Origin of the sequence: Streptosporangium sp. NPDC023825 (assembly GCF_040639575.1) — a bacterium.
Classification (GTDB): Bacteria; Actinomycetota; Actinomycetes; order Streptosporangiales; family Streptosporangiaceae; genus Streptosporangium.
Genome location: NZ_JBFAAE010000044.1, coordinates 61,425 through 74,505, shown reverse-complemented (window position 1 = coordinate 74,505; position 13,081 = coordinate 61,425). Strand labels below are relative to the sequence as shown.

9 protein-coding genes are annotated in these 13,081 nt (G+C 72.8%); 6 read left to right on the top strand and 3 right to left on the bottom strand.

From position 1 onward, the window contains the following. Positions 1-334: 334 nt before the first annotated feature. Positions 335-964 (top strand): TetR family transcriptional regulator, encoded by a 630-nt coding sequence (locus AB0G15_RS30295; protein WP_362846294.1) that lies wholly within the window; start codon positions 335-337, stop codon positions 962-964. A gap of 137 nt (positions 965-1,101) precedes the next feature. Continuing rightward, a complete protein-coding gene (soxR, locus tag AB0G15_RS30290; protein ID WP_362846292.1) occupies positions 1,102-1,557 on the top strand; it encodes a redox-sensitive transcriptional activator SoxR in 456 nt (151 codons plus the stop codon). 300 nt (positions 1,558-1,857) lie between these two features. Here the strand turns inward: soxR and AB0G15_RS30285 are convergent, their stop codons facing one another. From AB0G15_RS30285 to AB0G15_RS30275, 3 genes are all read right to left on the bottom strand, one after another. Further along, a complete protein-coding gene (locus tag AB0G15_RS30285; protein WP_362846290.1) occupies positions 1,858-3,213 on the bottom strand; it encodes a hypothetical protein in 1,356 nt (451 codons plus the stop codon). Positions 3,214-3,433: 220 nt separating this feature from the next. Then, on the bottom strand, positions 3,434-4,150 hold the full coding sequence (locus AB0G15_RS30280) for a TetR family transcriptional regulator (protein ID WP_362846288.1): 717 nt from the start codon (positions 4,148-4,150) through the stop codon (positions 3,434-3,436). After that, positions 4,144-5,361 carry a cytochrome P450 gene (locus AB0G15_RS30275; RefSeq protein WP_362846286.1) on the bottom strand — a complete coding sequence of 406 codons (1,218 nt, stop codon included), beginning with the start codon at positions 5,359-5,361 and terminating at the stop codon, positions 4,144-4,146. Before AB0G15_RS30275 ends, AB0G15_RS30280 begins: the two co-directional genes overlap by 7 nt. 219 nt (positions 5,362-5,580) lie before the next feature. Between AB0G15_RS30275 and AB0G15_RS30270 the strand changes: the two genes are divergently transcribed. The 4 genes from AB0G15_RS30270 (at position 5,581) to AB0G15_RS30255 (ending at position 12,991) form a co-directional block, all read left to right on the top strand. Next, on the top strand, positions 5,581-6,000 hold the full coding sequence (locus tag AB0G15_RS30270) for a hypothetical protein (protein ID WP_362846284.1): 420 nt from the start codon (positions 5,581-5,583) through the stop codon (positions 5,998-6,000). Continuing rightward, positions 5,997-6,302 (top strand): transcriptional regulator, encoded by a 306-nt coding sequence (locus tag AB0G15_RS30265; protein WP_362691246.1) that lies wholly within the window; start codon positions 5,997-5,999, stop codon positions 6,300-6,302. The genes AB0G15_RS30270 and AB0G15_RS30265 overlap by 4 nt, the downstream gene beginning before the upstream one ends. A gap of 182 nt (positions 6,303-6,484) precedes the next feature. After that, positions 6,485-6,988, top strand: coding sequence for a DinB family protein (locus tag AB0G15_RS30260; protein ID WP_362846282.1), 504 nt, complete (start codon positions 6,485-6,487; stop codon positions 6,986-6,988). A 513-nt stretch (positions 6,989-7,501) separates the two neighbouring features. Beyond that, positions 7,502-12,991: a carboxyl transferase domain-containing protein gene (locus AB0G15_RS30255; protein ID WP_362846280.1), complete on the top strand. Its 5,490-nt coding sequence runs from the start codon at positions 7,502-7,504 to the stop codon at positions 12,989-12,991. Positions 12,992-13,081 lie beyond the last annotated feature (90 nt).

The following is a 13,081-nucleotide window of genomic DNA, read 5'->3' as shown; positions in this document are numbered from 1 at the left end:
AGCACGACGTTACGGCCCTTGGGGCCGAGGGTCACCTTGACGGCGTCCGCGAGCTGGTTCATGCCGCGCTCGAGACCGCGCCGGGCGTCCTCGTTGAACGCGATCATTTTTGATGTCATTCCCGCTCCTGCTCTTGATGGGGTTCTCCGGGACGGCGCCCGCGACGGACGGTCCCCCGGCGGGCGGCCAACCCGCCGACGGACCTCGCCGTCCCGGAACACGCCGCGTGGTTGGCACTCTCCAGGCGTGAGTGCCAGGCGCTCCACCGCACTCTATCCACAACTTGCGTGCCACGCACATAGTGCGTGACACGCAATCTCGATAGGGTTGCCCCATGAACGACGACGAGACGGACCTCCGGGCACGCAACAGCCGGGCCACCCGGGAGGCGATCAGCCATGCCGCGCTGCGCCTGGCCATCGAGCGAGGTCCCAACGGGCTGGCCCTCGTCCGCGTCCATGACATCGCCACGGCCGCGGGAGTCTCACCCCGCACCTACAACAACTACTTCTCCAGCAGGGCCGAGGCGATCTGCGCCTTCCAGGCCGACCAGTCCAGGCGCGTGGGGCAGGCGCTGCGCTCGCGGCCCGCCGACGAGCCGCTCGACCAGGCCGTCACCGCGGCCGTGATCGAGCTCTACACCGATCCCGAGCCCGACAAGGCCGGCCTGCGCATGATCATGTCGACGCCCGAGCTGGAGGGCGAGGCGCTGAAGGCGTTCACCGTGGCGGAGGGCCCGCTCGCCGAGGCGATCGCGGCGCGCACCGGCACCGACCCCGGACGCGACCTGTTCCCCGCCGTCACGGCCGCCGCGGTCGCCGGGGCCATCCGCGTGGCCGGGCGGCACTGGCTCGAGCCGGGCAACACCGGGTCCTTCGCCGCGACCCTGCGCCGCGCCCTGTCCTGCGTCCTTCCCGTCGCGCCGCCCGATGCTCCACCCCGGCGTCCCGGCGGCACCGGGTGACTTCGCCCTGGCGTTCCGGTGGCGTCGGGTGACTTCCACCCCGACGGTGCCGGGTGACTTTCGCCCCGGCGTCCCGGCGGCACCGGGTGAACGGCCTCGTACCTGAACCGAGGTTCACGTCAGGCTAGGGTGGGCCCATGCCGGAACCCGCGATGATCGCCGAGGAGCTGACCATCGGCGAGTTGTCCGAGCGCAGCGGCGTGCCCGCCTCGGCGCTGCGCTTCTACGAGCGGCGCGGGCTCATCGCCAGCCGCCGGACCACCGGCAACCAGCGCCGCTATCACCGCAGCACGCTGCGCCGGGTGGCGTTCATCCGCGCCTCGCAGAGCGTCGGCATGCCGCTGTCGGTGATCGGGGGAGTGCTGAGCTTCCTTCCCGAGGGTGTCCCGCCCACCCGGGAGTTCTGGCTCAAGGCCTCGGCGTGCTGGAGCGAGGAGATCAACGCACGCATCGAGAAGATGGAGCGGATGCGCGACCGGTTCACCGACTGCATCGGCTGCGGCTGCCTGTCGTTCGAGCAGTGCGCGCTGATCAACCCCGGGGACACGCTCGCGGAACACGGCCCGGGTCCCCGCCGCCTGCTGGATCCCTGACGTGCTGGATCCCTGACGGCGGCCGGACGGCGACGGAGCGCAAAGCCGGCGGCCGGCACCGGGGACATCGGGCGCCGGGCCTCACGCGGAGGCCGTCGCGACCCGGTCGAACGACCGCCGGCGAGGTCGACCCTCACGGCCCTCACGGCCGCCACAGCCCTCACGGCCCCCACGGCCGCGCCGCCGGCGTCGCGGGCGAGGAGGCCGCGTTGCCCCTGGAAGGCGCCGTCCCCGGCCCTCGGGCGAGGACGCCGGAACGGGCGGGGACGCCGGAACGGGCGAGGCCGGGCCCGCGCCGGGTCAGTCCGGGCAGGCGTCGCGGCAGGCGCCGAAGCGACCGGCGTCCGGCGGGGTGAAGGCGGTCTCGGGCGTTCCCCGCACCGCCTCGGTCATCGCCTCCTTCCAGACCAGGCCGGGAATCGACGTGCCCTCCACCCGCGGGTAGTGGCGGCCGCCGATGGTGACGTCGGTCAGCGGGTGCCGGAACGCGCCGCGCGGGTCGCCGAGACTGACGGCCGAGGCCAGGCCGGGGGTGTATCCGGCGTACCAGGCGGCGGTGAAGTCGGCGGTCGTGCCGGGCATGCCCGCCGCCTCGCGGCCGACGCCCTCGAGCGCGCTTTCGGCCAGGACGTCCGACAGCACCGCGGTGACCGCGTCGGCGACCGCAGGATCCAGGACCTGGCCGCAGCGCGGAGGGAAGGAACGCGGGGCACCCGAGCCGTCGCGGATCTCCGTGATCACCGTCGGCTCGCAGAAGCGGCCGCGGGCGGCGAGGCTGGCGTAGGAGTTGGCCACCGAGACGGGGTCGGCCTCGTTGACGCCCAGCGTGAACGTCTCGAACTCCCGAAGCGGCGTCCCGTCGGCGCGCCTGAGCCCGAGCCGCTCGGCCATCCTGACGGTCTCGCACAGGCCGACCTTCTCCGTCAGGCGCATGTAGAAGGTGTTCACCGCCTCCCGGGTGCCCGAGCGCAGGGTGACGAACCGCTCCCCGCGCTTCTCCAGGTTCACGACGGCGTGGGCGGGGTCGGCTACGGCCTGGTTCGCGCAGTTCCTGAACGCGGTGTGGTTCGGGGCGCGGTACTCGTCCGAGATCTGGAAGCCGTCGTCGTGGCGCAGGCCGGCGGCGAGCGCGGCGGCCAGGGTGTAGGGCATCGCCGTCTTGCCCTGCTGGAAGGCGGCCCCGCCGGCGGCGTCGCGGCTGGTGGCCATGGCCCTGATGGCACCCTCACCTGGGACGATGACGATCTGGGTGGCGACCTGCGGGTCGTCGCGGTGGACGTGGGCGTCGATGGCCCGCTGCGCCGCCCGCTGGAGCCGCTGGTCGATCGTCGTCCGGATCGTCAGGCCGTCGCGGCCGGGCAGCCGCGGGTCCTCGGCGAGAAGCCGTTCCCTGACATACCGGCATATATAGGGATAACCGCTGTTCGCGCAGTCGCCGGAGAACTCCTCGATGACGGCGCCTCCGACGTCCAGCAGCACGCTCTTTCCGGCCGCGGAGGGCGCGGGGGCCGTGGAGGCCGTGGAGGCCGCGGCGGCGGACCCCGAGACCAGGTGCTCCTCACCCGGATCGCCGCCCGCCGGGTTCCGCAGCAACAGGAGGACCGCGACCAGCGCCCCCACCGCGGCGACGCTCAGGAAAACCAGCAGTGCCCTCATCGTCGCCTCCGGTGCGCCTCACTCCGTGTCCTGATCATCCGGGAACGGCGTGACGCGGGCAACCGCCGGGACGGCGACGGCGGCCTTCCGGGCACAGGCGGGCCGCCGGGCCTCGGGAGAAGGGCGAGCGTGGCGTGAAGGGTCGGCGGGTCAGGGCCGCCCGCCCACGGATGGCGGCGCCGTGCCGGTGGCGCCGCCGGCCACGCGGCTCTCCTGTGCTTCAGCCCGCGTACGAGGGATCCGTTCTCCGCGCTCGGGGATAGGGGGTGACAGGGGCCCGCCAGAGGCCGGCCAGCGCGTCGACGAGCCCGACGGCGACGGCCTCCCAGCTCGCGTGGGCCGTTGACTCACCCTCGTACAGGGCGCGCTCGCGCTCGGCCAGCGCGTGCGCCAGGAGCAGGCGGGTCATGTCGCCGCGCTCGCGGTGCACCTCTTCCGGCAGGTCGGGCAGCAGCCGCAGCATGCCGTCCAGGGTGCGCCGCATCGACGGTGTCGCCACGGACTCCTCGGTGACGATCTGGCGCAGGGCGGGCACGGTCGTGACCTGGGCCAGGCAGCGGGCCCGCCAGCTCGGCACGCCCAGCGCGTCGAGGTGGTCGGTGGCGGGGCGTACCAGGCAGGAGATCCACGCACGCAGGTCGGCGGAGTCGCCGATCGCCTCCAGCATGCGCAGCCGCCGCTCCTCGGTCTCGGTGGTGTAGCGGCGGATGATCGCCCGTACCAGGCCGGCCTTGGTGCCGAAGTGGTAGCCGACGGCGAAGTTGTTCGCCTGCCCGGCGGCCTGGCCGATCTGCCGGTTGGAGACCTCGCCGACCCCGTGCTCGGCGAACAGCCGCTCGGCGACGTCCAGGATGGTTCCGCGCGTCTCCTGCGCCCGCTCCGTCCTGCCGGGCGCGGCCTTGCCACGCAGCACCGTCCGGCCGGGCACGGTCACCATCGGACCGGGACCTTCTCCAGCCCGCCGACCACGAGACCCTCGCGGCGCCTGAGCTCGGCGGCCGGGACGGCCGGCTCCAGCGTGGGCAGCCGCTCCAGCAGCACGCCGAGCACGGTCTGCAGCTCGGTGCGGGCCAGCGCCTGCCCCAGGCAGGAGTGCGGGCCGGCGCCGAAGGTCACGTGCGGGTTGGGCGAGCGGTCCAGCCGCATCTCGCCGGCGTTCTCGAACTGCCGCTCGTCCCGGTTGGCCGAGGCCATGCTGCACACGACCGTCGTGCCCGCGGGCAGTTCCTCCCCCGCCACCGTGACCCCCTCGCTGAGGTAGCGCGGCATGCCGAAGCCGGGATTGGCGTCAAAACGCAGCACCTCCTCCACCGCCGAGCGGATCAGCGCGCGGTCGGCCAGCAGCGCCTCCCAGCGGGAACGGTCGGCCAGCAGCATCGACACCATCTTGCCGATCATGTTGGCGGTGGTCTCGTGCCCGGCCACCAGCAGGCCCTTGGCCGTCATCACCAGCAACTGCTCGGTCAGCCGCCCGTCCAGCCCCTCCACCGTCGAGGCCAGCTCGCTCAGCAGGTCCTCGCCCGGCTCGGCCCGCTTGGTGTCGACGTGCGCCATCAGGTAGGCGTCGAACTCGCCCTGGGCGGCGTCGATCTCCTCCTGACCGAACCTGGTCATGCTGAGCATGGTGTCCGACCAGTACGCGAACCTGTCCCGGTCGGAGTCGGGCACCCCGAGCAGGTCGCAGATCGCCCACACCGGCAGCGGGAAGCCGACCGCGCTCACCAGGTCGGCGGGCTCGCCCCGGGCGACCATCCGCTCGACCAGCTGCTCGGCCATCGCCCGGATCCTGGGCTGCATCGCGATGACCCGCTTGGCGGTGAACGCCCTGCCCACCAGCTGCCGCCAGGCCCGGTGGGTGTCGCCTGTCATGGCGCCGCCGCCGTCACCGCCGCGGCCGAACACGCCGCCCGACTCGTTGGCCGTCACCCGCGCCGCCCCCTCGGCGTCGAGACGGCGGGAGAAACGCGGGTCCGACAGGACCTCCTTGACGTCCTGGTAGCGCGTCAGCAGCAGCGCGATGTCCCCGCTGGCCAGCCGGATCGGCGCGACCGGGCAGCTCTCCCGCAGCTCGGCCCACTCCCGCGGCGGCTCCAGCGCGCTGGGGTTGCGGAAGGGGTATTCGGGCGCTTCGGCGCCGGGCTCGCTCAAGATCACTCTCCCTCGAGGATCGCGGTTGGCGTCATTCAAATCGCCCGCCTCATTTAAGTCAAGTGACTCAAATTCGCTCCTCGTCGGGGCCTCCGGAGCGCCGCGACCGGTGAGCCGGGCCGCCCGCGCGATGACGTGTCCTCAGCCTTGGAAACTACTTGCCAATACTGCAAGTAGTTATCTAAATTGAAGGTACTGGTCGAAGAGGAAGGCATTCCCATGGCGCAGCACGAGCACATGAGCCCCACGGAGGCGCTGGCACGCGCCCGGGAACTCGACGCCCTCGTGAGAAACCGCTCCAGGTGGTACAGCCAGTATCTGGTCCTCTTCGGTGTCGCGACGCTCGTGATGGTGCCCGTGCTCGGATTCGCCTCGGGCGTGCTCGCGGTGGCGGTCTCCACGACCCTATGGATGGCTTTCGTGGCGGCGTTGATCGTCTACGCCGCACGCCAGCCGGTCAGCCGTCACGGGTACGGCGCCCGGCACGGCGTGATCATGGCGGCGTGGGGAGTGCTGTACCTCGGTGTCCTGCTGTGCGGAGTGGTCTGGTTCCCCGGCGAGCCCGCCTGGTGGCTGCCGGGGGCGGTCCTGGTCTCCCTGCCCCCCTTCGCCGGCGCCTACCTGGAGGCGCGCCGATGAGCCACCCGCGCCACCTGCTCGACGACGTCATCCACTCGCCGGTCCGGTTCGCGATCGTGGCCCTGCTCGCCGCCGCCGACAGGGCCGAGTTCGGCTACGTCCGTGACACCGTCGAGGTGACGGACTCGGCCCTGTCCAAACAGGTCGCCACGCTGGAGGGCGCCGGGTACGTCAAGGTCATCAAGGGATACGTCGGCAAGCGCCCCCGCACCTGGCTCGCCCTCAGCAAGGAGGGCAGGGCGGCGTTCGCCGCGCACTGCGCCGCGCTCCGGGCGATCGCCGACGGCGCGTCCACCCTGTGAACGGACCTTGGACCTCGTCGTTCGTGCCCCGTACGGGCCCGCCGCGGCCGTTCGCCGTGGCCGAGCCGTTCAGCGGTCTCCGGAAGGGCGGGGCGGAGGTGGCGCGGAGGCTCCGGCCGGCCGCCGGCCGCCGGCCGCCGGCCATGACCGGACGGTACTTCGCGGTGCGATAATCGTGAGCCGTGACCGACAACCGCATCCCTCCTCCCTTCATCGGTGACGAGCGCGCCATGCTGAACAACTGGCTCGACTGGCACCGCGAGACCCTGGCCGTCAAGTGCGCGGGGCTCTCGGAGGAGCAACTCCGAGAGCGCTCGGTGCCGCCGTCGACCATGTCGCTCCTCGGCCTGGTCCGCCACATGGCGCACGTGGAGCGCGCCTGGTTCCGCCGCGTGCTGGACGACGAGGACGTCCCCCTCCTTTACAAGACCGACGACCCCGACGCGGAGTTCAACGACGTGGACACCGCCTCCGCCCAGGAGGCCTTCGCCACCTGGCGGGCCGAGATCGAGATCGCCCGCAAGCTCTCGGCCGAGGTGCCGCTGGACGCCGTCGCGAAGCGGCAGCGCCACGGGCAGGACTGCTCCCACCGCTGGATCCTCGTCCACATGATCGAGGAGTACGCCCGGCACAACGGCCACGCCGACCTGCTGCGCGAGCGGATCGACGGTTTCACCGGCGAATAGGCGTCCTTCCCGGCGAGGCCGGCAGGAGTGCCGTCACCCGGGTGCTCCGTGACCACCACCACCGGCGTGGTGATCGTGGCCTGCGAGCCGGCCGGGTTTCCCCGCGTCGCCCCTCGGGCGATCACGGCCGGGGGAGAACCGTCGTTTCCGGAGATCGGGCGGCGCGACGCGGCGGCCGCGTCCCCCGTCGCTCCCGCGGCCACGCCGCACGGACGGTACGGGCGCGAGCTGCCGTCTTTGTCGCCGCCCGGCAAACGGACTACCCTCGCCCGTGACCAGTCCGAACGGACCTTCGAGTCCACGAGCCGCCGCACGACCAAGATCAGACCAGACACACGTCACACCCGCCACATGTCACACCATCCCGACGGGCGCGTTTGTGCGAGCCGCACAACTCCGGCCGCGAAACACGCTTAGTCCCCGCCATTCCGGTATCCGGAGGCAGTCGAGAGGATGTACCCCGGTTACGGCGGGGACGACCGCCGTGTTCACCGTCTTCGAAAGGCCCGCTCAGTGTTCAGTCGTGTCGCCATCGTCAACCGCGGTGAAGCCGCCATGCGGCTCATCCACGCCGTTCAGGACCTAGCCGCGGAGACGGGCACACGGATCGAGACCGTCGCCCTGTACACGGACTCCGACCGGACGGCCACGTTCGTCCGGGAGGCGGACCTCGCCTACGACCTGGGACTCGCCGCGGACCGGCCCTATCTGGACCACGCGGTCCTGCGGAAGGCCCTGGTCGAGACCGGCGCGGACGCGGCCTGGGTCGGCTGGGGCTTCGTGGCGGAGGACCCGGCGTTTGCCGACCTGTGCGCCGAGATCGGCGTGACGTTCGTCGGCCCGGGCGCCGAGGCGATGCGCAGGCTGGGCGACAAGATCGGCTCGAAGCTGATCGCCGAAGAGGTCGGGGTGCCCGTCGCGCCGTGGAGCCGCGGTCCGGTGGAGACGCTGGAGGAGGCGAAGGCGGCGGCGGAGCGGATCGGCTACCCGCTGATGCTGAAGGCGACCGCGGGCGGCGGCGGCCGCGGCATCCGGATGGTCGCCGACGCCGACGAGCTGTCCCAGGCCTACGAGCTGACGCGCCAGGAGGCCGCGCGCGCGTTCGGCAGCGGCGTCGTGTTCCTGGAGCGCCTGGTGACGGGCGCCCGGCACGTCGAGGTGCAGGTCATCGCCGACGGGCAGGGCACCGCGTGGGCGCTGGGCGTGCGCGACTGCTCCGTGCAGCGGCGCAACCAGAAGATCATCGAGGAGTCCGCCTCCCCGGTCCTCGACGCCGGGCAGGTCGCCGAGCTGAAGGCGGCGGCCGAGCGGCTCGTGCTCGCGGTCGACTACAAGGGCGCGGGCACCGTCGAGTTCCTCTACCACCCCGGTGAGCGGCTGTTCGCGTTCCTCGAGGTCAACACGCGCCTGCAGGTCGAGCACCCGATCACCGAGATCACCACCGGCGTCGACCTGGTGAAGGCCCAGCTGCACGTCGCGGCGGGCGGCAGGCTCGAGGGGGACGCGCCGCAGGAGTGGGGTCACGCCGTCGAGGCGCGCCTCAACGCCGAGGACCCCGACCGCGACTTCGCGCCCTCACCCGGCCGGATCGCGCGGCTCGCGTTGCCCAGCGGCCCCGGCATCCGGGTGGACACCGGGTTCAGCGAGGGCGACACGATCCCCGCCGACTTCGACTCGATGATCGCCAAGATCATCGCGCATGGCCGTGACCGTACGGAGGCGCTGGCCCGCCTGCGCCGCGCGATGTCGCAGACGACCGTCATCATCGAGGGCGGCGTGACGAACAAGGGCTTCGTCCGCACGCTGCTCGACGAGCCCGCGGTGATCGACGGGTCCGCCGACACCGGCTGGATCGACCGCGTGCGCGCCCGGGGCGCCCTCGTCGCGCACCGGCACTCCGCGATCGCGCTGATCGCCGCCGCCGTCGAGGCCTACGAGGACGAGGAGGCCGTGACGCGGCAGCGCTTCCTGGCCGCCGCGCACGGCGGCCGCCCGCAGTCGCAGCACGAGAGCGGACGCGCGCTGGAGCTCAAGCTCCGCGACGTCGGCTACCGCGTCCAGGTCGCCCGCACCGGTGGCCACCGGTTCCGCGTCGGCATCTCGGCGGGCGGCCCCCAGCACGCGGCCGACGTCGACATCGAGCGCTTCGACGAGCACAGCGGCCAGATCACCGTGAACGGCGTCCGCTTCAAGGTCGTCACGAGCACTCACGGCCCGATCCACCTGGTCGAGGTCGACGGCGTCACGCACCGGATCAGCCGCGACGAGGGCGGCATCGTGCGCTCGCCGGTGCCCGCGCTCGTGGTGGCCACGCCGCTGCAGGCGGGCGACGAGGTCGAGGCCGGCGCGCCGCTGCTCGTGGTCGAGAGCATGAAGATGGAGACCGTGCTGCGCGCGCCGTTCCGCGGCCGCGTGCGGGAGCTCGCGGTGTCGGTCGGCAGCCAGGTGGAGGCGGGTGCCCGCCTGCTGCGCCTGGAGCCGCTGGGCGACGGCGACGAGGCGGCCGGTCCCGTGGCCGAGGCACGGGAGGTCGAGCTGGATCTGCCGGCCGAGCCGGCGGACGTGCCCGCGGCCGAGCGGGCCGCGCGCGGGCTGCAGGACCTGCGCAGCCTCCTGCTGGGCTTCGACATCGACTCGCGGGACGAGAAGCGCCTGCTCGCCGGCTATCTGGCCGCGCGCGCCGAGCTCGCAGAGAAGGGTGAGCACGAGCCGGCCGGTGAGGTCGAGTTGCTGCGCCTGTTCGCCGACCTGAGCGAGCTGAGCCGCAACCGGCCCGCCGGAGAGGAGTCGAAGCCCGACTCCTCGGTGCACAGCCCCCGCGAGTACTTCCACACCTACCTGCAGTACCTGGACCCGGACCGGGCCGGGCTGTCGGAGAGCTTCCGGCAGCGGCTCACGCACGTGCTGTCCCGCTACGGCGTCGAGGGCCTGGAGCGCACGCCGGAGCTGGAGGACGCGGTCTTCCGGATCTTCCTGGCCCAGCGGCGCGCGTCCTCCGACGTCGCCGTGGTGACGACCCTGCTGCGCCAGTGGGTCAAGGAGTCCCCGCCCGCCGAGGCCGACCGCGTCACCGTCGGCCTTGCGCTGGAGCACCTGGTCGCCGCCACCCAGGTCCGGTTCCCCGCCGTCGCGGACCTGGCGCGCGGCGTGGTGTTCGCCTGGTTCGCCCAGCCGCTGCTGCGCCGCACCCGCGCCAAGGTCTACACGGCCGTACGCAAGCACCTGCGCCACCTCGACCGGCACCCGGACGCGCCCGACCGCGCCGAGCGGATCTCCGCCATGGTCGCCAGCGCCGAGCCGCTCGTCCGGCTGGTCGGCCAGCGGATCGGCCGCGAGGGCGCGGACCCCGTGCCGCTGCTGGAGGTGCTGAGCCGCCGCTACTACGGCAACCGCGCGCTCGGCGACATCCGGGTGAGCAAGGTGGCGGGCTGCACGTTCGTCGTCGCCGACCACCGCACCGCGGCCGGCAACGGCCGCGTCGTGGCCACCGCGGTCGACTTCCTGGCGCTGGCCGAGGCGGTCAAGGCGGTCGACGAGTTCGCCGGCGACGGCGAGCTGGTGGCGGACATCTACCTGACCTGGTCGGACGGCCCGAGCGACCCCGACGAGATGGCCGCGCGCCTGCGCGAGGTCATGGTCGCGCAGCAGCCGTCGAACCGGGTCGGCCGCATCGTCGCGACCGTCGCGGGCAACAGCGGCGCCGTGATGCACCACCACTTCACCTTCCGGCCTTCCGCGGACGGCTTCGCGGAGGAACGGCTGCTGCGCGGCCTGCACCCGCGCATCGCCGAGCGCATGCAGCTGGAACGGCTGCGCGACTTCGACCTCACCCGGCTGCCCGCGCCCGACGAGGAGGTCTACCTCTTCCGGGCCACGGCGCGGCAGAACCCGTCCGACGAGCGCCTCGTCGCCCTGGGCCAGGTCCGCGACCTGACCCCGCTGCGCGACGACGAGGGCAGGCTCGTCGCGCTGCCCGCCGCCGAGAACATCCTGGCCACGTGCCTCGACGCGATCCGCCGGGCCAAGAAGCCCGGCGCGAAGACGTCCGCCACCAACAGGATCGTCATCTACGTGTGGCCGCCGAACGACCTGTCGCCGGAGGATCTGAACACCGTGGCGAAGCGCGTGCTGCCGACGACGGCGGGCGCGGGCCTGGAGGAGGTGCTGTTCCTCGGCAGGCGCCGCGACGGCGCCACCGGCGAGCTCGTCGACATCGCCGTGCGGATCGGCTACGACGTGGGCTCCGGCGTGCAGCTGTCCGTCGTGCCGCCGCCGACCGAGCCCATCGAGCCGCTGGACGACTACCGCCAGGAGGTGCTGCGCGCGCACAGCCGCGGCACGCACCACCCGTACGAGCTGACCGCCATGCTCGCCGGGCCGTTCGGCTCGTTCACCGAGTACGACCTGGACGAGCGGTCGGAGCTGGTGCCGGTGAACCGGCCCAAGGGGCGCAACACCGCCGCGCTCGTCGCGGGTGTCGTCAGCACGCCCACGTCGCGCCACCCGGAGGGCATGACCCGCGTCGTGCTGCTGGGCGACCCGACGAAGGCGCTCGGCGCGCTGTCCGAGCCCGAGTGCGCGCGGGTGATCGCCGCGCTCGACCTGGCCGAGCGGATGCGGGTGCCGCTGGAGTGGTTCGCGCTCTCCGCGGGCGCCCGGATCTCGATGTCGTCCGGCACCGAGAACATGGACTGGGTGGCGGCCGCGCTGAAGCGGATCGTGAACTTCACCCAGGACGGCGGCGAGATCAACATCGTGGTCGCGGGCATCAACGTCGGCGCCCAGCCGTACTGGAACGCCGAGGCCACGATGCTCATGCACACCAAGGGCATCCTGGTGATGACGCCGGACTCCGCGATGGTGCTGACGGGCAAGCAGTCGCTCGACTTCTCCGGCGGCGTGTCGGCCGAGGACAACCACGGCATCGGCGGGTACGACCGGATCATGGGCCCGAACGGCCAGGCACAGTACTGGGCGCCGGACATCCGCGGCGCGCGGGAGATCCTGATGTCGCACTACGACCACAGCTACATCGCGCCGGGGGAGAGCCTGCCGCGCAGGACGGTCACCGGCGACCCGGTGGACCGCGACGTGTCGACGTTCCCGCACAGCGTGCCGGACAGCGACTTCACGACGGTGGGCCAGATCTTCTCCGTCGAGTCCAACCCGGACCGCAAGAAGCCGTTCGACATCCGCACCGTCATGCGCGCGCTGTCCGACCAGGACCACCCGGTGCTGGAGCGGTGGGCGGGCATGGCCGACGCGGACACCGCCGCGACCTGGGACGTCCACCTCGGCGGCCGGCCGGTGTGCCTGCTGGGTATCGAGTCCCGGTCCGTGCCGCGTCGCGGCTTCCCGCCCACCGACGGCCCGGACACCTACACCGCGGGCACCCTGTTCCCGAGGTCGTCCAAGAAGGTCGCCCGGGCCATCAACGCCGCCAGCGGGAACCGCCCGCTGGTCGTGCTGGCCAACCTGTCGGGGTTCGACGGGTCGCCCGAGTCGATGCGCAAGCTGCAGCTGGAGTACGGCGCGGAGATCGGCCGCGCGGTGGTGAACTTCAAGGGCCCCATCGTGTTCTGCGTGATCTCGCGGTACCACGGCGGCGCGTTCGTGGTGTTCTCCAAGGCGCTCAACCCGAACATGACCGTGCTCGCGGTCGAGGGATCGTTCGCCTCGGTGCTCGGCGGTGCCCCGGCCGCCGCGGTGGTCTTCGCGCGCGACGTCGACAAGCGGACCGGCAACGACCCCCGCGTGCTCGCGCTCGCCGCCCGCGTCGCGGAGGCACCGGCCGCCACGCGGGCCGCGCTCGCCACCGAGCTGGCCGAGCTGCGCTCGTCGGTGCGGGCCGAGAAGCTCACCGAGGTGGCCACCGAGTTCGACCGCGTGCACAGCATCCAGCGGGCGGTCGACGTCGGTTCGGTGGACATGATCATCAGCTGCGCCGAGCTGCGGCCGAGGATCATCGAGGCGGTCGAGAGGGGCCTCGCCCGGCAGGTCTGATCCGGTCCCCGCTCCCCGGTCCCCAGACCCGGAGGCCCGCGCCTTCGCCGCAGCCGTCCTCCGGCGGGCGGCGGTCGTGCCCTCCGGCTC

Bases quoted from the DNA above. Each gene is read 5' to 3' on its own strand.
- AB0G15_RS30295 (WP_362846294.1), top strand. From the start codon at position 335: ATGAACGACGACGAGACGGACCTCCGGGCACGCAACAGCCGGGCCACC.
- soxR (WP_362846292.1), top strand. From the start codon at position 1,102: ATGCCGGAACCCGCGATGATCGCCGAGGAGCTGACCATCGGCGAGTTG.
- AB0G15_RS30285 (WP_362846290.1), bottom strand. From the start codon at position 3,213: ATGAGGGCACTGCTGGTTTTCCTGAGCGTCGCCGCGGTGGGGGCGCTG.
- AB0G15_RS30280 (WP_362846288.1), bottom strand. From the start codon at position 4,150: ATGGTGACCGTGCCCGGCCGGACGGTGCTGCGTGGCAAGGCCGCGCCC.
- AB0G15_RS30270 (WP_362846284.1), top strand. From the start codon at position 5,581: ATGGCGCAGCACGAGCACATGAGCCCCACGGAGGCGCTGGCACGCGCC.
- AB0G15_RS30265 (WP_362691246.1), top strand. From the start codon at position 5,997: ATGAGCCACCCGCGCCACCTGCTCGACGACGTCATCCACTCGCCGGTC.